Here is a 24139-nt window from a genome sequence, read left to right as displayed (position 1 = left end):
GACAGTACTTTTTACTTTTTAATCTGCTTTTTAACCTCTTTTGCTTCTGCTACGATCTCCGGGAAATCCTGATAATTGGCAATAATCTGATCACAGGTATAGCTTGCCTGGTAATTATCTTTTAATCCTATATAGTTCTTAGCCATCAACACCAGGGCTTTCGCACCCCAATAGTCTTCTGAAGCATAATTGTTGGCTAGCTTAAAGATCGTCTCATTGGAAGATTTAAACGCTTTCCCTTTATTTTGATAATAAGCTTTTGCATACAGTGCTTCGGCTGCTACCGTAGTATTGGAAGATTTTTCTAAAGATGTATAAGCCGTTTGCGCATCTTTATCTTTTCCGGAGTTCATAAGGCTTCTTGCCTTAATGACTTTCGCAGATTCTATGACGGAAGCTGAATTTTTATTGTTGGCAATAACCGCATTGGCCAGTTTTTCAGCTTCGGAGAAATTCTTTTCATCGGCATAAATCTTCATCAGCTCTACATTGGCGTAATTCTTAATATTGATATTGGAAGAATTCTGAAGGCCTGACAGGTATTTTTTGGCATCGGATGTTTTCCCCTGTGCCAGATAGATTTGGCTGATACGGGTTTTCGCATCATCCTGGTAATCATTCTGTACATTGGCTATTTCCTGTAATACCAGTAAAGCTTTTGTTGAATTATTGGTCTGGTAATAACTTTCTCCCAACTCATATTTAGCCTGATATAAACCTTCACCCGTTGGATTCTGGGTTAAATATTTTTCGTAATAAGAAATGGCATTTTTATAATCTTTCTTTGCAAAATACTGCTTACCGGTTGAAAGGTTGATTTCATCAATTTCGGAAGCGTCTATATTAACACCTAGACTTCTTGCAAAGCTTTCATATCCTGAAACATCACCATTTTTAGTATAGATCGGCTTGGCTGCCTGAACTACTTTTTGGGCATACGCGGTATTTTTATACTGCTCACCTAATGATTTCAATTCGGAAAGCGCTTTATCACTCTGATTTAAATCCACATAATTCTGAGCTCTGTAAATAGCTGCATTAGCGATCAGGTCTTTATCCGTTGACGTTTTAATAACCTTAGAGAAATAATCATTGGAATTGGAAAAATCATCCTGAGCCGCATACGCAGTTCCTATTTCATAAAGGGCATCATCATAGAATTCGGAATCCGGATATTTGGAAACGAATGTCTTCAACGTAGTGATCTTCGCCTGGGTATCTCCTTTAAAGCCTAATGCCATTCCCTTCTGATACAATGTGTAGTCCGTTGCATCATCATTTTTATCATAGATCGCAATCGCTTCATTCAGCTGATTGTTAGCATAATAAATATCGGCAAGACGGAGTTCAGCATCGTTTTTAAATTCCGGTTTCGGGTTAGTAAGATATTGCTTGAAATATTTCTCAGCCTGATCAAACTTTTTAGATTTGAAATAAGCATATCCCAGATCATAAGGTAATTGCTGTTTTTCCGGGAAGCTTTCATTAAGAAGCTTTTCATAACGCACGATGGCAGAAGGATTGTTGCCTTTCTGATAGTACGTCTGGGCCAGCCAGTATAAGGCTCTGCTGTTAAATTCTTTATTAATATTAAATTCAAGGCTTCTTAAAAAGTATCTTTCCGCCTCATCATAATTTCCTTTGTTAAATTCTTCGGTCCCCAACAGATAAGAGACTTCCTGATCTACTTTATTGATTTCGGGTGAAGAATTCTGCAGTCTGTCGATTGCATTTAAAGTTTCTTTATAGTTTCCGGAATAAAGATAAGACTTCACTAAAAGCGACCTCATCTCAGAGGTATTCCCTCCGTTCTGGTTGTCATTAATATAATTTTGAATAACCGTAGAAGAACTTTCAAACGGATTTCCTATATCATAACTTAATTTTGCGTATTGTTCATGAGCCAGTCTTTTCACTTTAGCATCATAATCCATCTGATAGGAAGACCGGAATGCAGAAAGCGCTTCCTGCTTCTTATCTACTGCCAGATAAGCATTTCCTAGCTGATAGTAAGCATTTTGAGCTAATGCCGAATTACTGTTCAGCAACTGATTATAATAAGAAACCGCTTCATCATATTTTTTCAGCTGGGCAGCTACAAATCCCATTTCATATAAATCATTTTCAGACGGATTTTGCTGAACGCTCAGATAATCTTTTAAATGAGGATAGGCGGAAGTATAATCTTTCTTCATGAAATAACTTTCCCCTATGATCTTATGGACCTCAGCTTTATAAGCATCAGAGATATTTTCATTCAATAAAGCATTTCCTTCCGAAATAGCTTTATCGTAATCCTTATTATTGTAATACATCTGTACATAGTAAGGACGAACCAATCTCGAATATTTTGGCTGGTCTTTGATGGAGTCAAAATACTCAAATGCCCTGTCATTCTGCCTGTCCGCATAGTATAAGTGCCCCAACATATAGGCGATATCCCCTTTTTCAGACTCATCGACATCTTTATAAGCTTCTTCCAGTGCTTCAATAGCCCCTTTGGAATCTCCGGTCATGAACTTCGCATATCCCAACTTCAGAATATACTGGGTATTCTCCTCTCTTGAAAGCTGGTACTGGTTTACTTTTTGTAAAGTTTCCAGTGCTTTGTCAAAATCTTTTTTTGCCAGATAGTAATCTGCCAACGGTAAATTAGCCTGAGCAAAATAAGCCGAGTTAGGATATTCCTTCATAAAGGCTGTTAATCCGTCTTCCGCATGGTTCTTCTGAAGGATAACACCTATTACATTATCAAAGAACTGGGCTGCTTCTTTTCTGGAACGGGACAGATTCTGGTTATAGAAATATTGTCTTGCATATTCGTATTGAGAAGCATTATATATTTTGGTCTGATAAAGATTTTCGGCTAAGTTAAATCTGTAATTTTCTTTCTGGGTGAAGTACTGTGACTGCTGTGCATCGGATAGTCCGTAATAAAATACAACAGCTGCTAAAAGTATTTTTTTTGATTTCATTCTTTTGAATAAAAAAATTAGTCTATTATTATCAACGAAAGTATACAAAACTTATTGTCTGGACAAGTTTAGAAGTACAGAATAGGAGAAAAAAGAGAAATTTTAGCTATTTTTTAACATACTTTTGTAATAATCATTACTTTTGTTTTTTTCAATTAAAATTTTAAAACACTGAAATGAATCAACTTTTCAGAAGAAAACAATACTCAGATAAAGATACGTCTACGAATCTCTTGCGAGTACTTGGAGTTTGGGACATCGTATTTTTTGGTATTGCGGCCATCATTGGAGCCGGAAGTTTTAGCAGCCTGGGAGAGGCTATTTTCAGAGGTGGTCCCGGTGTTATTCTTTTATATTTAATATGTGGTTTTGCCTGTGGTTTCACAGCTCTTTGCTATGCGGAATTTGCCAGCAGAATTCCGACAGCCGGATCTGCTTACACCTATGCGTATGCCAGCTTCGGGGAATTAATTGCCTGGATTATAGGCTGGGCCCTGATCATGGAATACTCATTCGGAAATATCTATGTCGCCTTTTCATGGTCCGATTATTTCACCAGCTTTCTGGGACGTTTGGGAATGCATATCCCCGACTATTTAACCTGCAGCTACACCGAAGCCAAGAAAGCCATACTCAACGGCTCCGAAAATAAAGACCTCATCAACGCATGGAAAACAGCTCCATTAATAGGAAATCTTAAATTCATCGTAGATGTTCCCGCTTTGGTTATTAACGGCCTGATCACATGGCTTTGCTATGTAGGAGTAAAAGAAAGTAAAAACTTTAACAACTCTTTGGTTATTTTAAAGCTGGCTGTTATCATTCTTGTAATTTTAGTAGGTTTTGCTTATATCAATACTGACAACTGGACTCCGGTGAATCCCGAAAACGGAGTGGAATCATTTATGCCTAACGGATTTACAGGAGTTATGAGTGCCGTCTCTGGAGTTTTCTTCGCTTATATCGGTTTTGATGCTCTAAGCGTTCTTTCCGAAGAGACCAAAAACCCTCAAAAAACCCTACCGAAAGGAATGATTATCTCCCTGGTACTTTGTACGGTGATCTATATTGCTCTAACACTTGTACTGACCGGAATGGTAGATTACCGGAAGTTTGACGGGGTGGGAGATCCTCTTTCTTTTATCTTTGAAAAATCAAATGCCAACGTAGCATGGATGGAACTTGTCGTTTCTTTCGTCGCTATTGTGGCAATCACTACCGTACTTTTGGTTTTCCAGATGGGACAGCCGAGAATATGGTACGCAATGAGCCGTGACGGTCTAATGCCGCAAAGGTTTCAGAAAGTACATCCAAAATATAAAACACCTTCCTATGCAACCATTATTACAGGAATTGTAGTGGGTGTTCCTATTATTTTTACCGATAAATCTTTTATCCTGGATTTCACAAGTATCGGGACTATTTTCGCATTTGTTCTGGTTTGTGCCGGAGTATTAATGCTTCCTGCCAAAGAAAAAGTAAAAGGGAGATTCCATTTGCCTTATATCAATTCCAAGATTATTTTTCCGGTTATCTTTATCGGAGGATTGATTGGTTTTTATCTTTGGCAACCTGAATTTTTCCATGAACTGGCAGATTGGGCGGATCCTAAGGAAGGAGAATTCCGTGCCTCCATCTTCTTCTTTATCATCATCAATCTTATTCTATGTGTTGTCGCCTTTATTAAAAACCTTTCGTTAATTCCATTAATAGGTTTGAGCTCATGCTTATACCTTCTTACAGGAATGAGCCATGAAAACTGGTTCTGGTTTGGATTGTGGTTTGCCATAGGATTAGTGATTTACTTCTGCTACGGATATAAGCACAGTAAATTGAGAAGCTAAAAATAAAGTTAACACTTAATGTATAAAAGCGACTGCCTTTGAAAGGCAGTCGCTTTATTATGATGAAAGATGAAGTAATTTAATGGGCAAAAAAAAGAAGCTGTCCAATGACAGCCTCTTTTACTAGTATATTATCAATTCTTATCTTGTTAAAGTAATTTGCTGATAAGGATTGTTAGTTGCAGGATCAACAATTCCTGTCGCCACATATCCGTTGGCATCTTTAACCGTGATATTTTTCAGATAAGTGGTCTTCGCAATACTCAGAATACTCGCCTGTCTGAAAGGTACACACAGATTGAAAGTAAAGCTTTTTGCGGTAATGTTGGAAGGGGTTACCGTTACCGTTTTCTGACTTTGTAATAAAGTTCCGTTATCTGCATATACATCATAAGTCACTTCCAGGTCACCGGACATTACTTTCCCTAAAATAGGATATTTGTAATCCAAAGTAATTCCATAATTATAAGAATTCAGTCCACTGCAGGGAAGTATGGAAGTTTTAGTAGCCCTTACATTAGATAAGGTCATGGCAGTATTGAAGCTTCCTACACTCCAAAGCTCTTTATTCTCTTTAAATAAATCTGTTTTATACAGCGTAATTCCTAAAGAAGAGAAAGAGAAACTGGCAGAAGAATAAAAATCTCCTTTGGATGAGAAGCCGGCTGCCTGGGAAGTCCCCGCATTTCCATTGGAATAGGTATTGATTCCAAAAGTAATATTTGAATTTACACTGATAAGGTCCGTATCCAATAGAGAAACTTTAGGTTTAATTACCACGGCCATATCGGTGGCTACCTCTCCCGCAAGATCTGCTTCTGCAACACCTGCATTCGTCATTGTATTTTCATAGATAAAATGGTTGGTTTGTCCGGCAACATTGTTATAATAAGCGAAACCTACTTTAAATGTTCCGTTTGCATTGAATGCCAGCTTAGAAGCTTTGGAAACGTTTGCTTCAATGTCCATAGGGAAATTAACCTGATCAATACTTATCGTAGCCGGAATATCCCCTAAGAAATCTCCTGTGGGAATATTAACCTCCACCTCCACGGATTTTAATAAATCCATAATATCAGTCGGCACATTATTAATAAGATCGTAGTTGTATTTTTTATTAACCGCTCCTGAAAATGCTATAAAAGGATTAATGGCCGAGTTGATCTGATAATAAACTTCCAGCTTATTAGGCAAAATTTTGGAACTTCCGAATCCCATATTTACATGCAGCGTAGAAGTAACGGATGTATTAGGACTTAAGGTCAGTCCTCCTGCCGTATAATCCGGAATATGAGTAAAAATATCGTATGTAAAGCTGCTGTTATAATCTTTTGCCGTCAGTAAAGGATTATTTTTTGCAGCCAACGTCTGCTCCGCAGCCTGAGTATCTACGGACAGCTCCAAAGATCCCCCACTGAACAGATCTCCAATATAGGCATCAGAAGTATCTAAGGTAAATGTAGTATTACTTTGGGTTACATTCGTAATAGTTCTTAAGTACGTTTGGTCCTGTGATTTTACAAAGATTACATTTCCCACGATCAGCTTCTCGATAACTTCGGATGATCCGGTCTGAAAGCTGAACTTTCCGTTTTTCATTTCATTATCAGAGCTGATAAAGGTAACGTTCTCAGAAGAAATCTTAACCAGATTAGGATTTACTTCAACATTCTTAAGGCTGTAGCTTACTCCGCCGGAACGTCCGGACTTATTGATCAGCTCCGTGGGAGAGGTCTCTCTTGGGCTGATTCCGTCATTAAGATCAGAGGTAGTACATGATGTGATTGATAATGCAGCTGAGACCAGCAACAAATAGATTTTTTTCATGTTATAGTGAGTTTTAATTACACCCAAATTTACGGATAATAAAGCCTTTATCCTATTTTGAAACTATGAAAAACATTAGAAAAGTTATGCAAAAAATCATACATTTGAAATATAACTAAAAACTAAAACTATGTCAGAAAGAATTAAAACGTATAGAGAATTTTACCAGTTCTATTTGGAGGAGCACCGTAAGACCGGAACCCGCATTTTTCACTTCACGGGAACCCTGCTCATTTTTGTTGTTATAGGCTATGTCATAAGTTCAGGAAAAGAAAGGTTTCTATGGTACATACCAATCCTGGGATATGGATTCGCATGGATAAGCCATGCTTTTATTGAAAAGAATAGGCCTGCTACTTTTAAATATCCTTTGTGGTCCCTTATTTCAGATTTCAAATTATTCTTTGAACTTCTCATAGGAAAACAGAAATTCTAAAATAACAAAGAGGCTTCGTTAAAAGCCTCTCATTTTTTAAAATATCTTTTTAAATCTGTATTTTAACCGGTTCATCAGTCCCGGCTCTATAATATCTATTCCCAAACCGAAATTACTGTCTGCAACTTTATGATGGTCGGTTCTGAAATTTTCAAATTCATTCTGAGGAATTTCTGTATTGACCAGGGGCTTAAATTCTATATAAACCGTGGCCCCGTTTTTAGCTACTTTCTTACGGCTTGTATAATCAAAATAAGGATTATTAATCGTACTTTCCTGAACCGTATATTTTTCTTCAGTATCTATTTTTTCATCGGTAAACAGGCTGATCTCATATTTTTCATTATCATAATTATGCCAGAACGGTATATCTTTATGCATGAAATCCCTTGCACCCGCTTTTACAACATTTCTGTCAAAATACATCAGAAAACGATTTTTTTGGGAGTCCGTATAATAAGGATTATCGATAGTCGCCGTATACTGGATAGTGACTTCATTCAGCCTTTTATCATCATGAATAATCTCAATATTTGCATCTTTAAAGATATTTCTGAGATCTGTTCCGTTTCTGTCGTTATTGTAATTTAAACTGTAAAACAGGAAATTATTCCAGCTGTCAACGATTTCTCTTTTATTCGTATTTTTAAAGTACCTTCTCATGCTGTTGGCCCGGTTTCCTTTATATACCGTTTCAAGCTTAAATTTTCCTACATTTTTTTCAGCACTAAATTCCGCTTTCTCATTGATGCAAAAGTAAGGGAATCTATACGCGGATCTCTCCTGCAATTCCTGATCAGGTTTCACTTCAAGATAATGCATGAAGTATATAAATCCACGGTTTTCTATGAGTCCGAATTCATCCCGGATGGTGGCATCTACAAAATAGGTTTCTCCTTTATAATTAATCTTTACGATCACATGGTTAAAGCACAACAATGAAGGCAGATAATACCTGATATAATAATCGGCTCTGAAATTCACCAGTACAATAGATGCATCCACCCCGATATAATCGAGAATCACTTTAAGCAATACGGACTTTGCCTTACAATCTCCCTGTTTATTTTCATAAGTTACGGAAGGTTCCTGCGGCTTATGCCCGTTCATTTCATCAGCATTGAAAATATAATAGATATTATTCTGAACATATTCAATAGCAAATTGCAGCTTATCATCAAGGTCGGAAATAGCGTCCAGCTTTTCGGTAAGTGCCGGGGCAAATTCTTTTAATGAAGAAGCATTATAGATTTCTTCATAAATAGGAGCTATATAATTGGAAAGATCTTTCCAGTTGCTTTCCGTGGCAAAATCTATGAAAGGAAATATTTCACGGCTGGCATCCACCGGATTGATATAGTTTTCTTTTTCGAAGGTAAATCTTTCTCCTTTATTTAAGCGGTTTATTTCCGGTTCCAGGACATTTCCCTGCTCATCCCGAAAGAATATCTTCTTATAGGCTACCGGATCATTGCGGTCGTTCACAAAAGTGAATTTATAGTTACCGTAAGCCCAATAGTTATCCGGACTTACCCAAATATATTTGGAATATTCTTTTCTTAAAAAATCACGTTCCGTAAAAACCTTCATTCTGGAATCTTCAAGAATCAAAACATCGTAAAGCCTTAAATCTTTAATGGTAATATTAATTTTTTTATTACTGCTTAATATTCCTCCGCTGCTCTGATTTTCACTGTCCAAAACTTTAATATTGATATCCGGAATCTTATCGATCAGTACACCTTCCCGCAGAACACTTATCCGGTGAATATTATATACTTCATTTTCTTCCACCACAATATCCATCACAGAAGCCCTTTCCAAATTGGAAGGCTCATTGAGAGTATAGGCCATACACACATATTCATTGCTTTCCTCATTGCTGGTGTAATATATTTTATCCAGAAAATAACAATAATCTCTTCCTTCATCTATTTGTTTACGGGAAAAATCTGACTCTTTAATCTTCTCTATTAGCTGTTGATCGTCAACGCTTTCCACCCACATTTCAGGCTTCCTAATCCTATAATTCTCAACTTGAATTTGGTTATCCATATTTGTATTTTATTGTTACAATTTTACTCAATAATGCCTTTATCATTAATTTTTATCAAAAATAAGCAGTACAAATTAACTAATTAAAAAATAAAAAACAAGGGAGTGGATAATTATCATGTCAAAACAATTCGGCACAGTAATTGTCTGGAAGTATTAAAATCGAAATATGAAACTTATTACAAATCTTTTAAAAGGAACTTTTCCTGTCTTAGCTTTTGCTGCATTCACGCAATGTACTACTTCGGCTAATGCAAGTAAAGGAAATGCTGATGAAAAAACATTCATCGTGGGACCGCAAACGGTGGACTGTACGGGAGTAGCTCCTATGAAATGTCTTCAGGTAAAAGAGAAATCTTCTGAAGAATGGACCAATTTCTACAGTAATATCGACGGATTTACGTATGAACCGGGATATGAATATGTTTTAAAGGTAAAAACAGAAAAAGTTGCTAATGTACCGGCAGATGCTTCTTCTATAAAATATACTTTGATAAAAGAGGTTTCCAAAACCAAAAAATAAAGATGCTCCCGGATTTGCGGGAGTTTTTTGTATAATAAAATCCCCGCCTTAACAGCGGGGAAAAATATCAAATCTGATATTATGGAGAATAGTTGAATGATATAATAATTATAATTCTTCTTTCAGTTTTATCATATTTTCCTGAATGATATTTAAATAAACGAACATTTCGCTGATATTCTTTTTGGAGAGACCTTCCAACGCTTCCTGAACATGAACAGCAGCTATAGCTTTTGCTTTCAGGTAAACATTTTTACCTTCTTCGGTAAGGAAAATCATTTTCTTACGACGATCCCCTTCAATAGAGGACTTTTCTACATATTTCTTTTCCAGAAGTGTATCTATGGCCCGGGTAATAGCGGAATTATCACGATGCAGAATATCAGATATTTCCTGCATTATCACTCCTTTATTCTGATCATCCAGGTAGCTTAGGATCATTAATTGCTCAGGGGTAATATTCAATTTGGCATTCACAAACCTTCTCTTCATAATCGTTCTTAAAAGATTCTCGGTGAAATTGATCTGGTAAAGAAGAGAATTATCCCGGTCAGATTCAAATATTTTAAATAATTCTTTTGAATGCATTTTCTTTAGTTAAAATTATATGTTTAATAATGCCTAGAATATGTAAAATTAATAATAATATCATAAAACCTGATAATACGGCATGAGCTTTAAGCATTCCTCCACTCTTATGGGTAATAAATCCTGAGTCATTTTGGAAAACAGCCTCTAAAAAACCTCCTTTATAGGAGAGCATGATACCTGTAACGCTAATGCCCAGAATTACCACATAAAACCCATAATGAATTAATGTAATCAGAAGATTATTCCATCGGTAACCGGTATCTAATTTGGGAGTACGATGGATAAATAAAAAGATCCCTCTTATAATGGTAAGTGTAAAAACCAGTGTTCCCAATATTATATGAACTTTTAAAAGTCCTAATTTTTCCGTCGATGGCAGTCCCTCCATGTATTTCCCCAGAATAAAGAGAGTAATTAATAAAACCGCCGAAACCCAATGAATGATTATGGTTTCTTTACGATACTTCACGGATAAATTGTTGTCGGTATTTTTCATGTCTTAATATTTTATGCTTCAATGTTTGATATATCAATATTTGATAGTGCAAATATATAATTATTTTAATTACTCCTACTTGATATTTGTCAGGCTTTCTGGATGATAGCAAAAGAGTTTTAATTTGAACGGGAAAATAAGTACCTCTTTCTTAAGTACATAAAAAAAGCTTCCCAATTGGGAAGCTTATATTTATTTTTCTTGATTGTATTTATCTTTTGTGGGTGGAATATATTTTCCCTGAGTGGTTTCATTCACCGTATTCGCAGTGGTCATAGCTACGACCAGATCATTCAGCATACTGCTCGCCGCCGTAGGACTGTTAGGCAGCAGCACAAGGTTACTCCTGTTGCTGGCCCCGATAGCCTGCAGGGTATCATAATGCTGGGTTACAACGATCAGTGAAGAGGCTTCAATAGAATTGATTTCCACATTGCTGAGCATTCTTACCGATTCTTCCAGACCTTTGGCAATTTCCCTTCTCTGGTCTGCAATCCCCTGCCCCTGTAATTTTTTAGACTCAGCTTCAGCTTTTGCCACCGCTACAATTCGTATTCTTTGGGCTTCCGATTCATATTCGGCTGCTGTTTTCTCCCTTTCTGCTGCATTAATTCTGTTCATGGCGTGTTTTACCTGCTCATCCGGATCGATATCCGTTACGAGTGCCTTGATAATATCATACCCATAGCTGTTCATCGCATCCTGAAGCTCACCTTTCACGGCTACTGCAATATCATCTTTTCTTACAAAAACATCATCCAGCTTCAGCTTGGGAACTTCCGCACGGACCACATCGAAAACAAAAGAAGTAATCTGATTTTCGGGATTTTCCAAACGGTAATAAGCATCTCCAACCTGACTACGGATCACCTGATACTGAACGGAAATTTTCATTTTAATGAAAACATTGTCCAGTGTTTTTGTGTCGATCATAACGTCCAGCTGCTGAATTCTGAGATTGAGTCTTTTTGCAATCTGATCAATCACAGGCAGCTTCAGATGAAGACCGGAATGTTTTACACCCTGGAATTTACCGAAACGCTCTATAATAGCTGCGGTTTCCTGCTTCACTACAAAGAACGAAGCGAAAAGAAAGAGCACTCCAAGAAAGACTATAAGAGGGATTAAGAAAGTCATAAGTTCAATTTTTAAGGTTTAGCTTTATAATTTGATAAAGATAATACTTTATTCCATCAAAACCTTAAACCGTCATTCCTATATCGATTCCTTTTATTTTCCTGTAAAGGTCGGTTGCATAATTATCCGTCATCCCGGAAACAAAATCTATGATCCCAAGAACTTTCTGGTAATCGGTTCCTTCTTCATACATAAACTGTTTCGGAAGTAATTTCAAAGCCATTTTATCATACGATTTCCTTGTTTCTTTCGGCTTTAAGATAGATGGAATAAAATGATCCAACAGTTCATACATTACATTATAGCCTGCATTCTCAATTTCCACCACGGCTTTATGATTGTAAATTTTCTCAATCGAAAAAGACTCAATGTCCTGCAATGTCCTGTTTTCTGATTTATAAATATCCAACAGGGCTTTATCCAGATTACCTTCCAGGATTTTATTAAAGTTATCTTTATAAATCTGAATGGATTTGTTGATTAAAGCATTGATCACTTTTGCCCGCAGATAAGAGATCTTTTCATTTTCATTGGAAATGGAGTCAAGTTTTCGTTTTACCCTTTCCACGTCGTTGGTTTCAGATTTTACGAGTTCAAAAAACAAGTTCTTACAATCAGCTGTGGAAACAATTCCTAAACGGTGGGCATCTTCCATATCGATAATATTATAACAGATATCATCTGCCGCTTCCACCAGCCATACAAAGGGATGTCTTTTAAAGATATAGGGTTCTTCATTTTCCGGAATCATCTGAACTCCTTTGGCAATCTCTAAAAATATATCTTTTTCATTCTGAAAGAAACCGAACTTCTTTCTATGGATAATTCCTTTTTCCTTCGCGATCGCTTCACAGGGATATTTTGCAATACTGGCCAAAGTGGCAAAGGTAAGCTGTACGCCGCCTTCATCTTTTCCCTGCTGCTGGTGAGCCAAAACTCTTATCGCATTGGCATTTCCTTCAAAATTAACAAGATCAGCCCATTCTTTTTCTGAAAATTTAAGTTTCAGATCATTTTCATTTTTTTCAAAATAACTGGCAATGGCATCTTCTCCCGAATGCCCAAACGCCGGATTTCCCACATCATGGCATAAACATGCAGCTGCTATTACATTCCCTAAGTTATGGAGATAAAAGCTTTTAGAAGTATCGGTAAGGTCATTTTGAAAGTTTTCATATATAAATTCACCAATGATACTTCCCAGGCTCCTTCCTACGGAAGAAACTTCAAGGGAATGGGTAAGCCGGTTGTGGACAAATACACTTCCCGGTAATGGAAAAACCTGGGTTTTATTTTGTAATCTTCTGAATGCGGAAGAAAAAATAATCCGGTCATAGTCCCTTTGAAAATCCGTTCTGGATGCTAGTGTTCTGGGATTATTTCCCGTACGCTGATTGGTGAAAATCTCGTTTAAATTCATCATTTTCCAAAATTAGTTCAAATTTTATTTTTATCGGAATAATATTGAAAGTTTGTAACAATAAAATACCTCGTCTTTCCTCATGCAGACCTTCAAGGTTTAATGGGTTCCCATTTTTGAAAAGAGATTAATAATCAATACTCCGATGATAATGAATATAATCCCGATAACAGCGGGAAAATCCGGAGTCTGCTTAAAAGTAAGCGCCCCGATAATAGTAATGCATATGATCCCCACTCCTGACCATATTGCATACGTTATCCCGATCGGGATCTGCTTAAGGGTCAGGCTTAAAAAATAGAAGGCAGCTGCATAACCTGCGACAGTAATAACAGAGGGTAAAAACTTGGAAAATTCTTCAGATTTCTTCAGGTAGGTTGTGGCAACTATTTCAAAAAGAATAGCAAGAATGAGATAAATATAACTGCGATTCATAGATAAACTTGACTGCTTACAAAAGTAGTAAAAATCACTTACAGGCTATTTCATATAATTATATTTTTATAATTCCTCTCTTTGCCTTTCAATTTTTAACCGTTAGCATCTTAAGAACAAATCATATGATAGCCATGATTCATTTTTTTTGATATTATCAACTTTACATTATAAAACATACAAGCTTTAAGGGTCTTTCAACCATTACATATAAAACAATAAAAATACACATTAATTTTCAATATTATATTAAATTTATGTAAACAATTTTCTTTAAAAAACCCATTAAAATTCAACATAAAGTACTGATAAACATCATCATTATTTCGTTTGGCATGTTATTTGAAATGAGTAATATTGCAATTGAAAAATTGATAAAAAAATCCTTATAAATTAAAAATAATAAAATGGTAACTTACATCGGTATTGCAACATGTTTAATCGTATTAGTTTCTTATTTCCTTACTGTTAAGAGAGAGGGAAATTAGTTATTAATCTATGATCTCATAGAATATTATATTTAATTTTTTATATTGTATATGTTTAGGATCTGAATACGGATCACTGCTCTTTTACTCCCGCGAGTAAAAGAGCCGGAAACATAGCCCATTGATCATCGTAACAAATTTTGATTATTTATATTTTAGGCTGGACTTATGTTCAGCTTTCTTTTTATCTCTACACGAAACCTTATCTTTGTACTGCAATTAACCGGGGAGCTCATTATTCCGCCTTATTCTAATATTTAAAAATGAATCTTTATAATCTCATCATTCAGGACAAGGAAGCCGTAAGCTTACAGGATGTATTCCTGGGAAAATCCAACAGAGATCAGTTTATCCAGCTGATCAAAGAACACACTTTCATTAAGGAACTTCAGGAGTACGGCCTTCCCATCAACAACAAAGTTCTCCTTCAGGGAAGCTCCGGCTGTGGAAAAACCATGACTGCAAAAGCGATTGCTAATGCCCTGGGGAAAAATATCCTGATATTAAATTTAAGTAATATCGTTTCTTCCCGCATCGGGGAAACTTCCCAGAATATTAAAATGATCTTTGAAAAAGCTGCTCGGGATAAAGCTGTTTTATTTCTGGATGAACTGGATCAGATAGGAAAAGCAAGGGGAAGTGACGATAAGGATGTAGGGGAAATGCGAAGACTTGTCAACACTCTCATCCAGCTTATTGATTATTATCCGGAAAATGCTTTATTGCTGTGTGCTACCAATCATCCTGAGATCATCGATACGGCTTTATTGAGACGTTTTCAACTGAGGATCAATTATGAAATGCCGGATTCGGACACGCTGGATCAATTCTATGACAGCTTATTAGAGAAGTTTCCCGGAGAACTGAGAAATATCAAACGAAAATATAGTATATCTTTTGCAGAGGCCAAAGACCATGCTTATACCCTCATTAAATCCCAACTGATTAATCAATTGGAAAATAAACGGGCGTCGGTGTCCACAGAAAATAATTTATAAAAAAACCTCTCAAAATTGAGAGGTTTTTTATTATTGATAGTCGGTTCTGTTACATATAAGCTTCAATAGGCTCACAGGTACAAACCAGATTTCTGTCTCCGTAAGCTTCATCTACTCTTGAAACCGAAGCAAAGAATTTATGATCTCTTACCCAGTCCAATGGATAGGCTGCTTTTTCCCTGCTGTAAGGTTTATCCCAGGAATCTGAGATGACTACCTGCTCAGTATGAGGTGCATTTTTCAATACATTATTTTCTTTATCCGCTTCTCCGTTGGCAATTTCTTCAATCTCCTGTTTAATAGCGATCAAGGCTTCTGCAAAACGGTCGATTTCTGCTTTACTTTCAGATTCTGTCGGCTCAATCATTAATGTACCTGCAACCGGGAAAGATACGGTAGGAGCATGGAAACCATAGTCCATTAATCTTTTCGCTACATCAGCCACTTCAATTCCTAAGGATTTGAACTGACGGAAATCCACGATACATTCGTGAGCTACTCTTCCGCTTCCGTTAGAATATAGGATTGGGAAATGTTCCGCTAACAGCTCTTTCAGGTAGTTTGCATTTAAGATAGCATGTTCCGTAGATTTTTTCAATCCTGAAGTTCCCAGCATTTTAATATATGCGTACGAAATATTAAGAATCAATCCTGAACCGTAAGGAGCTGCTGAAATTCCTTCAATAGCTTCTTTAGTTCCTATTTTAATATTCGCATTGGTCGGTAAGAATGGAACGAGGTGCTTCGCCACACAAATAGGGCCTACACCTGGACCTCCTCCTCCGTGAGGAATAGCAAAGGTTTTATGTAAGTTTAAGTGACAAACGTCTGCCCCGATATTTCCCGGACTTGTAAAGCCCACCTGAGCGTTCATATTGGCACCATCCATATATACCTGTCCTCCGTGCTCGTGGATGAGTTTGGTAATTTCTTTAATGTTGGCATCAAAGAATCCATAAGTGGAAGGATAAGTGATCATCACTGCAGAAAGATTAGCTGAATTAGCTTCTGCTTTCGCTTTTAAATCTTCAAAATCAATTTCTCCGTTTTCAAGATTTTTAACAACAACGATCTTCATTCCTGCCATTGCTGCTGAAGCCGGGTTTGTTCCGTGTGCAGACTGAGGGATCAATACTACATTTCTGTGGCTTTCCCCTCTGGATTTATGATACTCTCTGATTACCATCAAACCTGCATATTCACCCTGCGCCCCTGAATTAGGCTGTAAGGAAGTTCCTGCAAATCCTGTGATTTCAGAAAGGTCTTTCTCCAGCTCTCTGATCATTTGCTGATATCCGGCTGCCTGATCTACCGGTACAAACGGGTGAACACTTCCCCATTCACCCCATGATAAAGGCAACATCTGAGTGGCTGCATTCAGTTTCATGGTACATGATCCTAAAGAGATCATAGAGTGTGTCAATGATAAGTCTTTTCTTTCGAGACGTTTGATATAACGCATCAATTCTGTCTCGGTATGATATTTATTAAATACTTCTTCCGTAAGGATTTCGTCTTTTCTCAAGAGTTCATCAGGAATGCTGTACTCTTCTTTCAATTCAAGTCTGAATGCCTGTTTATCGATGAAATATCCGAATGAATTGATCAATACATTCAGTTTTTCAATGGTTGTACTTTCATTGACCGAGATGCTGACCACTCCTTCCGTGAAGTAGTTCAGATTAATTTTATGATCTCTCATCATTCTCATCAATCTGGCTTTCTCTTCTTCTGAAAGTCTGATTTTAACCGTATCAAAGATAGGCTCTTCCACTACATCGAATCCTAAAACCTGAAGTCCGTTTTTCAATGCATTGGCTTTATAGTGAATTTGATCCGCAATATAGTTCAGTCCTTTTGGTCCGTGGTATACGGCATACATTCCTGCCATTACTGCTAAAAGAACCTGAGCCGTACAGATATTGGAAGTCGCTTTTTCTCTTTTAATATGCTGTTCTCTTGTCTGAAGAGCCATTCTTAATGCTCTTTTTCCGTACATATCCTGGGAAACTCCAATAATCCTTCCCGGAATATCTCTTTTATAATCTTCTTTACAAGCAAAGAAAGCCGCATGAGGACCTCCGTACCCCATTGGAATACCGAATCTCTGTGTAGTTCCCACTGCACAGTCCGCTCCCATTTCAGCAGGTGATTTCAGCTTTACCAAAGCCATAGGATCGCAGGCAACAACTACCTGTAAATCCTGCTTTTTATATTCAGCGATATTAGGAGTATAGTCCAGAACGATACCATTTTTTCCCGGGTATTGCAATAATACACCAAAGTAAGTGTCATCAAACTGATGATTCTCATGGTCTCCCACTACGATTTCTATTTCTAAACCTTCTGCTTTTGTTTTCAATACAGACACAGTCTGCGGTAAAACCAATTCCGAAACAAAAAACTTATTGGCATTTCCTTTTTTCTGATCTTTCGTCCTGTTATTTAAGAACATATGCATAGCTTCTGCTGCTGCCGTAGATTCATCCAGTAATGAAGCATTCGCCAACCCAAAACCTGTAAGATCACATACAACAGTCTGGAAGTTAAGCAGAGCTTCCAGCCTTCCCTGTGCAATTTCCGCCTGATAAGGTGTATAAGCAGTATACCAGCTGGGATTTTCAAAAATATTTCTCTTAATTGCTGCCGGTAAGATCGTATTATGATATCCAAAACCGATATAGTTCATAAAATCGGCATTTTTGATCGCCAGATCTTTGGAATGGCGAATCATTTCGTATTCCGAAAGGGGTTCTGATATTTCAAGATCCTTTTCTAAACGGATAGAAGCCGGGATAGTCTGAGAAATCAACTCTTCAATATTTGAAACGCCAATTTTATCCAACATCGCCTTTTTATCAGCTTCATTAAGGGAAATGTGACGATTCACAAACTGTTCTGTATTCATTTTTTTTATTAGATTTTGTTTGTAAAAAAAGATGGGTAAAAATACAATTTTTTAGAGGAATGCACAAGATGACAATACGCACCCTTTTATAGAGAATAATTTTACCTGTGAGCTGATAATTTAATATTTACCATTAAAAATCAGAACTAAAATAATCGAATATCCAATTCATCATTATAGATCATATAAATAACTACTTCTCATTTATATTCTTCAAAAAAATAACTTTGTAAATTCTGTTGCAAATCCTAAAAGGATTTACAGCAAAACAAAAAAACATAAATAATTAAATAATAAAAAGACATATTATGAAGTAATAGCAGTCTACCCTCAAAAAAACACAACTTAATGAAAAAAAATGACCAGAGGTATCTTACCTCCCTGGTGGCATTATTTATATCCACCACTTCTTTATATTCCCAGACCACTATTATCAAATCCAAATCAGGAGAAAATGAAGACCCTTCCAAAGACTGGTCCGTATACCTGAAAGGTTTTATCCAGACCGATGTCATGGTGGATTTCCAGGATATGAGTTCCAAAGACGGATTCGCTGCTCCTTCTATAGGGTTTCCGCAGGCTAATTCCATAAGCAGCAACTTCAGTATCAAACAATCCCAGGTAGGAGTAGGCGTAAAAAATCCGAACTCGGAAGATGGTCTTTCCGCCTATGTGGAAATAGACTTTTACGGGCCTAACGGAACTACCGCTCCCCGTTTCCGACATGGTTACATCAAGTGGAAAAAATGGCTTGTCGGGCAAACATGGAGTAATGTGACCGATGTATCCATTTTTCCCAATATGTTTGATTTTGTAGGACCCAACGGAACGTTATTTACAAGAAGAATTCAGGTACGTTACTCTACTCCCCTTTCCAAGCACGAAAATCTTTCGTTATCATTGGAAGACCCCAATACTACAAGTATTACGCTACCCAACGATTCTTTACAGTGGAAAAAGAAATCTTTATTGCCAGCCTTCACTGCGGTATACCGCTATGGTAACGAAAGCAGCTATATAAAACTGGGCGGAGTTGTAGCGCCTATCAGCTATGAAAGGAGAAATACTACCCAGGATCCGTATAGCACCCGTACCATGATGGGATATACGGCATTGGTTTCCGGTAAATATGATCTTGATGATTCCAATAATGTAAGGTTTCAATCTACGTATGGAAAAGGGTATTCCAGTGGCAATATTATTTTAGATGGGGAAAAGTATGATGCCATTCCCAATCCTCAGAACAATAACGCACTGGAAACTTTAAGCCTTTTCAATATATTAGGTATCTATGAGCATTGGTGGAATCCAAAGTGGAGTTCAGTCGCTTTTTACAGTTATTCCCAGGTAGGAAAAAAGTCTTTCATTCCGGGAAATATGTTTAAAAGCTTTCAGAATGCGGGTCTCAATATTGTATTCCAGCCTTATAAAAGATTACGCTTTGGTATAGAAGGTAATTATGGAAATAGCCAGAAATTTAATCTTCAGCGTGCTCATGGTTTCAGGCTTCAGTTTTCCTCATCTCTTAATTTTTAAATCTGATAATCAAGGCGTTAAATAGAAACAAAGCGGTATTTTTAAAATTTAGAAATATTTATGATTTTCTCTTAATTATATTTATTCTAAATTAATATATTTGCATCATGAATGCAATCGTTCCATTTAAAGTACCGCCTTTAACGCCTGTTTATTCTTTTAAAAACGAGGAATTATTCTGCGAGAAAAAGTCTTGCTGTAAAAAATTTAAGAAAGGGAAAAGATGTAAAAAATGTCCCGGAAGGAAAAAACTGGCTTAGTTAAAACTTTTAATTAAAAAATATAAAGCCAACAATAAAAAAAGTACAGCTAGAAGTAATCTGAATATTTTAGGCTGCCCTTTCGGATTGGCAGGAGTTTTGGGCTGGGATTTGAATAATTCTTCCGCATCATTTCTGAACTTCTCGGTTTTGTTTTCAAATACTTCCGTAATCGTTATTCCCTGAACCACCGTTTTATGCAGCAACGAATTGGTTACATGCAATAAAACCTGAAACTTGCCTTCTTTAAATTCCGTAATTTTAAAAGTCCTTTCTCCATACGCTTTTTCCAGCCCGAAAGGAAGAACTTTCACCACATCAGCATTTTGTGTCTGCCAGCTGATAATGATTTCTTCTCCTTTTTTAGCATGAATTTTATTAGCCGTAAAGCTTTTTATACTGGGAGGAACATTATACCGGAAACTTCTCTGATGACTCTCCAAATTCTGGTCATAGGTCTTTCTGCGGGACGGATCGCTCAGCATTTCATAAGCTTCCTGAATTTCCCGGAATCGATCGGCAAAAAAATCATCATTTTCATTTTTATCAGGATGATATTTAAGGGAAAGCTTTCTATAAGCTTTTTTGATGTCCTCTTCCGAAGCATCCTGAGAAATACCGAGAAAGTAATAGTAATCCTTCACTGATAGAATTTCTGAGTAACCCCACAAAAATAAGGATTTATTTTCCGAAATATTAAATTAAAGGCGATTATTTAAAGGGGAATTTCCTGTATAAAAAAACCGTTTCGGGAACTTAAGTTCCCGAAACGGTTAAACAATTTCAAATTTAGTTTTAATAAGACTATGCTTCAAACCTTTCACGTCTTGTACAACATCCGGACTGAAACTCTTTTTTGAATTTTCCTTTAAGCTCCTGATATTGCTCATCATTCATTTCTCTGATTTTATCCGCAAGTCCGAATGGAGACTTTTCTTTAATTCCGTATTCGTTAAAAATACCTTTTATAAAGTTTTTTCTTTTGGCAGCTTTTTTAGCAATTAATGCAACGCCTACTACGGCTAGTGCTCCTAAGGCACCTTTTAATGCTGAATTTTTCATTTTTTTTAAATTTTTAAATTTTACTACTTCTTTTTATATAGACGAATCAGCTTTTAATTTACTTTACTGATTTTAAAAACTATTCGTTATTTTTCTGAAAAAAATTTCCCGAACATTTCTGCTTCCACATTTCTCTGAACTTTTCTCTTTCTTCAGAAGAAAAATTCCCCATCTTTTCCATCATCTGTCTTCTTTCTCTGAAGCCTCCCCCGCAGTTGTTTCTACCGAACCTACCATGGAAACCTCCAAAAAGTATTTTACTTAATACAAGAATTCCCATAGCCTGCCAGTAATTAATTTCTTTTACTCCTACAATTTCAGGAAGCAGTGTATTCCAAAGCCACATTACTACCCAGGTAACGGCAAGGAAAATAAGAGGCGGGCATAGTATTAAAAGGCCCCATCGTTTTTTATGTTTAGTATTCATGATATCTTTTTTCTAACTGTTTAAATCTTCGTATAATTCTCTTAATCTATTTCTCAGATGCTTCACTGCATAATTTTTCCGGCTGATAATGGTTTTTATATTTTCGCCCTGTTCATCTGCTATTTCCTGAAGTGTTTTGCTGTTCAGCTCATTTTCTTCGTACACCAGCCTTTGTTTTTCGGGAAGTTCGTTCAGTGCTTCAAATAATTTTTTCCAGATCTCATCCTGAAATATTTTGAGTTCGGGGCTGGCTCCTTCGTCCAGCAATAAAATATCTTTAATGGAGAAACCGCCATCTTCATCTTCATAAACAAAATCTTCCAGATTTTCGGTTTTCTTCTTCCGGTATTTGTCCGTGATCTTGTTGGAGGTCACCCTGTACAGCCACCCTCCTATATTCACGATCTCCGAAAGATTTGTAAGACTACTGAACTGATACCATACTTCCTGCAGAATATCTTCCGCATCTTCCGTATTCTTCACTTTGGGACGAATAAAAGACATCAGTTTTCCTCCGTATTTTGAAACGGTCTGTGAAATGATATTTTCTTTCTCCTCTTGTGGCATTGCTATTTTTTTGACAACCTCCATACTACTATGACGATTATACTTTTTATTTTACTTTAATATTATTTAAAAAAAAATTTATCCGGTCCTAAAACACAAAACGGAAAGCAAAATACTCTCCGTTTCTGTTAATTATGAATTTTTGTCAGTTTATTTATTAAAATTTTCTGCAAAAAAGCCCAGCATATAGGTATATAATTCCAGTCTGTTCTGTTCTTTTCCAAATCCGTGACCTTCGTCATATTTCACAAGATAAGGGACTTCAAATCCTTTGGCACGCATTGCTTTTACAATCTGGTCGGACTCGTTAATATTCACTCGGGGATCATTAGCTCCCTGAACTACAAATAAAGGTTTTTTGATTTTATCAATCTGATAAACCGGGGAGACTTCTTTAGCAATTTTTGCTTCTTCCGGGTTATCCAGGTCATACCAGATCTGCTTCACCATTTCTTTATAAGGTTTCCAATATTCGGGAAAGGAATCAAAGAAGGTGAAAATATTAGAAACACCCACATAATCCACTCCACAGGAATAGAGATCGGGTGTTTTTATCAGTCCCATTAATGTAGCATATCCGCCATGGCTGCCTCCATAAATAGCCACTTTATTTTTATCCACCCAGCCCTGCTCAATCACATATTTTACTCCATCTTCCACATCATCCATTGCCTTTCTTCCGATCTGCTTATAGCCCGATTTCTGAAACTCTTTTCCATATCCTCCGGAAATTCTAAAGTTCACCTGCAATGTAGCATATCCTCTGCTTGCAAATAATTGAGTTTCGGGATTAAATCCCCATTGATCCCTGATTCCCTGCGGACCTCCGTGCGGATTTACAATCAGCGGTACTTTTTTCCCTTCCAGGGCTTCTTTAGGTAATGTAATATACCCATGGATCGTCAATCCATCTCTGCTTTTGAATTCGATAGGCCGCATTTCGGCCATATCTTCTTCTTTAAGCTGAGGCATCAGATTGTAAAGAAGTGTTGTTTTCTTGGTCTTTGTGTCATATTCATAATAAGTTCCGTACAGCTTATCACTTCCTACAATAAATAAAAGCTTATTATCATTATCATCGGAGGAAACAACAGAGAACTGCTTATCTCCAAACCGGGATCTCAGTACGTTATCTACTTCCTTATAAAATTGGCTTACGGGAACCGTTTCTCTTTTAATGCCGTTATAGCCGATATAATCGAGTTCATAATTCCTGTTTTTTCCGGCAATACTGATTGAGCTTACATCATAAACAGGATTGGAATACACCTCTTTAATTATTGCATTCTTTTTCAGATCATACAGAATGATTCTCGATTTATCACTATCGAGGTCGCTTACCACATAGGCTTCATCTTTATTCTTAGAATTATCATTAAATCTTAGGATGCGAAAAGTATCTTTCCAATCGGTAGATTTAATCAGGTTAAATTGCCCGGTTGCCTGATCTTTATAATAAGTTTTAGTGGTTAATCCGTTTTCCAGAACGGTATAACCTCTTAAATTGCCGTCTTTATCAAATATATAATCGTCTATAGGGCTTTTTACATCTTTATTTTCATAGAGCTGCGTTATTTCCCCGGTATTGAAATTAATTCGATACGGCTCATGGATCTGCTTATTATTTTTATTCATTGTAACAACAACAAATTCGGTATCTTTTATCAGATGTACAGCCCCTAAAGTAATTCCTTCAAAGGGAGTGAGATCTTTAAGATTACCTCCGTCTATATCCGCAGCATAGAGATGAAGATTCTCATTTCCTCCTCTATCCTGGGTGTAGAAAAGTCGTTTTTTGTTTAGCCAGCCGTACTCTCTTATCAGATCATTTTTTTCTACCAGAGCTTTAGTGATTTTCCCGGATTGCAGATCTTTAACATAGACATGGTTCTTAAGGTCTTTATCTTTTTCCTTGTAAGAAAGATATCTTCCATCAGGAGAAAGCTTAAACTGAGAAGCTTTTGGCCGGGCAAAATAATCTTCAACCTTATATTTAAAGTTTCCCTGATCATAGGAAATAAGCTTTTCAAGACTCGCTTTAGAAGAAGGCAATGTAGGATCACCAGGCAGTTTTGAATTGGAACTTTGCGCATTGATTACCATAGTAGACAGTAGGATTTGAGCAGTACCCAGAATTGTAAGACGTATACCCAT

Annotated in this window: 19 protein-coding genes; 5 read left to right on the top strand and 14 right to left on the bottom strand. The window is 36.7% G+C overall.

Annotated features, from left to right (window positions below):
• Nucleotides 1-11: 11 nt before the first annotated feature.
• On the bottom strand, nucleotides 12-2975 hold the full coding sequence (locus ABJ974_RS06545) for a tetratricopeptide repeat protein (protein ID WP_419870583.1): 2964 nt from the start codon (nucleotides 2973-2975) through the stop codon (nucleotides 12-14).
• Nucleotides 2976-3151: 176 nt separating this feature from the next.
• Between ABJ974_RS06545 and ABJ974_RS06540 the strand changes: the two genes are divergently transcribed.
• Nucleotides 3152-4819, top strand: a complete 1668-nt coding sequence (locus ABJ974_RS06540) for an APC family permease (protein WP_419870582.1) — start codon at nucleotides 3152-3154, stop codon at nucleotides 4817-4819.
• A gap of 141 nt (nucleotides 4820-4960) precedes the next feature.
• On the opposite strand, the gene ABJ974_RS06535 is transcribed toward ABJ974_RS06540, so the two are convergent.
• Complete coding sequence (locus ABJ974_RS06535) at nucleotides 4961-6646, bottom strand: hypothetical protein (protein ID WP_419870581.1); 1686 nt, start codon at nucleotides 6644-6646, stop codon at nucleotides 4961-4963.
• Between the two features lie 130 nt (nucleotides 6647-6776).
• Here ABJ974_RS06535 and ABJ974_RS06530 point away from each other — a divergent pair, with 130 nt between their 5' ends.
• Nucleotides 6777-7082: an Mpo1-like protein gene (locus ABJ974_RS06530; RefSeq protein ID WP_419870580.1), complete on the top strand. Its 306-nt coding sequence runs from the start codon at nucleotides 6777-6779 to the stop codon at nucleotides 7080-7082.
• Between the two features lie 36 nt (nucleotides 7083-7118).
• Here ABJ974_RS06530 and ABJ974_RS06525 read toward each other — a convergent pair whose 3' ends face one another.
• Entirely contained in the window at nucleotides 7119-9137 is a 2019-nt protein-coding gene (locus ABJ974_RS06525; RefSeq protein ID WP_419870579.1) for a hypothetical protein, read from the bottom strand.
• A 169-nt stretch (nucleotides 9138-9306) separates the two neighbouring features.
• On the opposite strand from ABJ974_RS06525, the gene ABJ974_RS06520 reads away from it, so the two are divergent.
• A complete protein-coding gene (locus ABJ974_RS06520) occupies nucleotides 9307-9660 on the top strand; it encodes a DUF4377 domain-containing protein (protein ID WP_419870578.1) in 354 nt (117 codons plus the stop codon).
• A 108-nt stretch (nucleotides 9661-9768) separates the two neighbouring features.
• Here the strand turns inward: ABJ974_RS06520 and ABJ974_RS06515 are convergent, their stop codons facing one another.
• The 5 genes from ABJ974_RS06515 to ABJ974_RS06495 all read right to left on the bottom strand — a co-directional run bounded on the left by ABJ974_RS06515 (nucleotide 9769) and on the right by ABJ974_RS06495 (nucleotide 13739).
• Entirely contained in the window at nucleotides 9769-10248 is a 480-nt protein-coding gene (locus ABJ974_RS06515) for a MarR family winged helix-turn-helix transcriptional regulator (RefSeq protein WP_419870577.1), read from the bottom strand.
• Nucleotides 10226-10747 (bottom strand): cytochrome b, encoded by a 522-nt coding sequence (locus ABJ974_RS06510; RefSeq protein WP_419870576.1) that lies wholly within the window; start codon nucleotides 10745-10747, stop codon nucleotides 10226-10228. Before ABJ974_RS06510 ends, ABJ974_RS06515 begins: the two co-directional genes overlap by 23 nt.
• Nucleotides 10748-10939: 192 nt before the next feature.
• Entirely contained in the window at nucleotides 10940-11884 is a 945-nt protein-coding gene (locus ABJ974_RS06505) for an SPFH domain-containing protein (RefSeq protein ID WP_419870575.1), read from the bottom strand.
• A gap of 64 nt (nucleotides 11885-11948) precedes the next feature.
• Nucleotides 11949-13304, bottom strand: coding sequence for a deoxyguanosinetriphosphate triphosphohydrolase (locus ABJ974_RS06500; RefSeq protein ID WP_419870952.1), 1356 nt, complete (start codon nucleotides 13302-13304; stop codon nucleotides 11949-11951).
• Nucleotides 13305-13403: 99 nt separating this feature from the next.
• On the bottom strand, nucleotides 13404-13739 hold the full coding sequence (locus ABJ974_RS06495) for a DMT family transporter (protein WP_419870574.1): 336 nt from the start codon (nucleotides 13737-13739) through the stop codon (nucleotides 13404-13406).
• A gap of 751 nt (nucleotides 13740-14490) precedes the next feature.
• On the opposite strand from ABJ974_RS06495, the gene ABJ974_RS06490 reads away from it, so the two are divergent.
• Entirely contained in the window at nucleotides 14491-15225 is a 735-nt protein-coding gene (locus ABJ974_RS06490) for an AAA family ATPase (protein WP_419870573.1), read from the top strand.
• 49 nt (nucleotides 15226-15274) lie between these two features.
• Here ABJ974_RS06490 and gcvP read toward each other — a convergent pair whose 3' ends face one another.
• Nucleotides 15275-18133 (bottom strand): aminomethyl-transferring glycine dehydrogenase, encoded by a 2859-nt coding sequence (gene gcvP, locus ABJ974_RS06485; protein ID WP_419870572.1) that lies wholly within the window; start codon nucleotides 18131-18133, stop codon nucleotides 15275-15277.
• Between the two features lie 348 nt (nucleotides 18134-18481).
• Between gcvP and ABJ974_RS06480 the strand changes: the two genes are divergently transcribed.
• Nucleotides 18482-19669 (top strand): DcaP family trimeric outer membrane transporter, encoded by a 1188-nt coding sequence (locus ABJ974_RS06480; protein WP_419870571.1) that lies wholly within the window; start codon nucleotides 18482-18484, stop codon nucleotides 19667-19669.
• A 256-nt stretch (nucleotides 19670-19925) separates the two neighbouring features.
• On the opposite strand, the gene ABJ974_RS06475 is transcribed toward ABJ974_RS06480, so the two are convergent.
• The 5 genes from ABJ974_RS06475 to ABJ974_RS06455 form a co-directional block, all read right to left on the bottom strand.
• Entirely contained in the window at nucleotides 19926-20573 is a 648-nt protein-coding gene (locus tag ABJ974_RS06475; protein ID WP_419870570.1) for a J domain-containing protein, read from the bottom strand.
• A 160-nt stretch (nucleotides 20574-20733) separates the two neighbouring features.
• Nucleotides 20734-20991, bottom strand: coding sequence for a hypothetical protein (locus tag ABJ974_RS06470; protein WP_419870569.1), 258 nt, complete (start codon nucleotides 20989-20991; stop codon nucleotides 20734-20736).
• A gap of 79 nt (nucleotides 20992-21070) precedes the next feature.
• Nucleotides 21071-21418 carry a hypothetical protein gene (locus ABJ974_RS06465; protein ID WP_419870568.1) on the bottom strand — a complete coding sequence of 116 codons (348 nt, stop codon included), beginning with the start codon at nucleotides 21416-21418 and terminating at the stop codon, nucleotides 21071-21073.
• 12 nt (nucleotides 21419-21430) lie between these two features.
• Nucleotides 21431-21985 (bottom strand): RNA polymerase sigma factor, encoded by a 555-nt coding sequence (locus ABJ974_RS06460; RefSeq protein ID WP_419870567.1) that lies wholly within the window; start codon nucleotides 21983-21985, stop codon nucleotides 21431-21433.
• A 150-nt stretch (nucleotides 21986-22135) separates the two neighbouring features.
• Entirely contained in the window at nucleotides 22136-24139 is a 2004-nt protein-coding gene (locus tag ABJ974_RS06455) for a S9 family peptidase (protein ID WP_419870566.1), read from the bottom strand.

The sequence above is a fragment of the Chryseobacterium sp. CT-SW4 genome (assembly GCF_048572715.1).
Classification (GTDB): Bacteria; Bacteroidota; Bacteroidia; order Flavobacteriales; family Weeksellaceae; genus Chryseobacterium.
This window is presented reverse-complemented; position numbering and strand designations above follow the sequence as displayed.

Bases quoted from the DNA above. Each gene is read 5' to 3' on its own strand.
- ABJ974_RS06520 (WP_419870578.1), top strand. From the start codon at position 9,307: ATGAAACTTATTACAAATCTTTTAAAAGGAACTTTTCCTGTCTTAGCT.
- ABJ974_RS06540 (WP_419870582.1), top strand. From the start codon at position 3,152: ATGAATCAACTTTTCAGAAGAAAACAATACTCAGATAAAGATACGTCT.
- ABJ974_RS06545 (WP_419870583.1), bottom strand. From the start codon at position 2,975: ATGAAATCAAAAAAAATACTTTTAGCAGCTGTTGTATTTTATTACGGA.
- ABJ974_RS06470 (WP_419870569.1), bottom strand. From the start codon at position 20,991: ATGAAAAATTCAGCATTAAAAGGTGCCTTAGGAGCACTAGCCGTAGTA.
- ABJ974_RS06490 (WP_419870573.1), top strand. From the start codon at position 14,491: ATGAATCTTTATAATCTCATCATTCAGGACAAGGAAGCCGTAAGCTTA.
- ABJ974_RS06505 (WP_419870575.1), bottom strand. From the start codon at position 11,884: ATGACTTTCTTAATCCCTCTTATAGTCTTTCTTGGAGTGCTCTTTCTT.
- ABJ974_RS06460 (WP_419870567.1), bottom strand. From the start codon at position 21,985: ATGCCACAAGAGGAGAAAGAAAATATCATTTCACAGACCGTTTCAAAA.
- ABJ974_RS06465 (WP_419870568.1), bottom strand. From the start codon at position 21,418: ATGAATACTAAACATAAAAAACGATGGGGCCTTTTAATACTATGCCCG.
- ABJ974_RS06455 (WP_419870566.1), bottom strand. From the start codon at position 24,139: ATGGGTATACGTCTTACAATTCTGGGTACTGCTCAAATCCTACTGTCT.
- gcvP (WP_419870572.1), bottom strand. From the start codon at position 18,133: ATGAATACAGAACAGTTTGTGAATCGTCACATTTCCCTTAATGAAGCT.
- ABJ974_RS06495 (WP_419870574.1), bottom strand. From the start codon at position 13,739: ATGAATCGCAGTTATATTTATCTCATTCTTGCTATTCTTTTTGAAATA.
- ABJ974_RS06525 (WP_419870579.1), bottom strand. From the start codon at position 9,137: ATGGATAACCAAATTCAAGTTGAGAATTATAGGATTAGGAAGCCTGAA.
- ABJ974_RS06500 (WP_419870952.1), bottom strand. From the start codon at position 13,304: ATGAATTTAAACGAGATTTTCACCAATCAGCGTACGGGAAATAATCCC.
- ABJ974_RS06535 (WP_419870581.1), bottom strand. From the start codon at position 6,646: ATGAAAAAAATCTATTTGTTGCTGGTCTCAGCTGCATTATCAATCACA.
- ABJ974_RS06515 (WP_419870577.1), bottom strand. From the start codon at position 10,248: ATGCATTCAAAAGAATTATTTAAAATATTTGAATCTGACCGGGATAAT.
- ABJ974_RS06510 (WP_419870576.1), bottom strand. From the start codon at position 10,747: ATGAAAAATACCGACAACAATTTATCCGTGAAGTATCGTAAAGAAACC.
- ABJ974_RS06480 (WP_419870571.1), top strand. From the start codon at position 18,482: ATGAAAAAAAATGACCAGAGGTATCTTACCTCCCTGGTGGCATTATTT.
- ABJ974_RS06530 (WP_419870580.1), top strand. From the start codon at position 6,777: ATGTCAGAAAGAATTAAAACGTATAGAGAATTTTACCAGTTCTATTTG.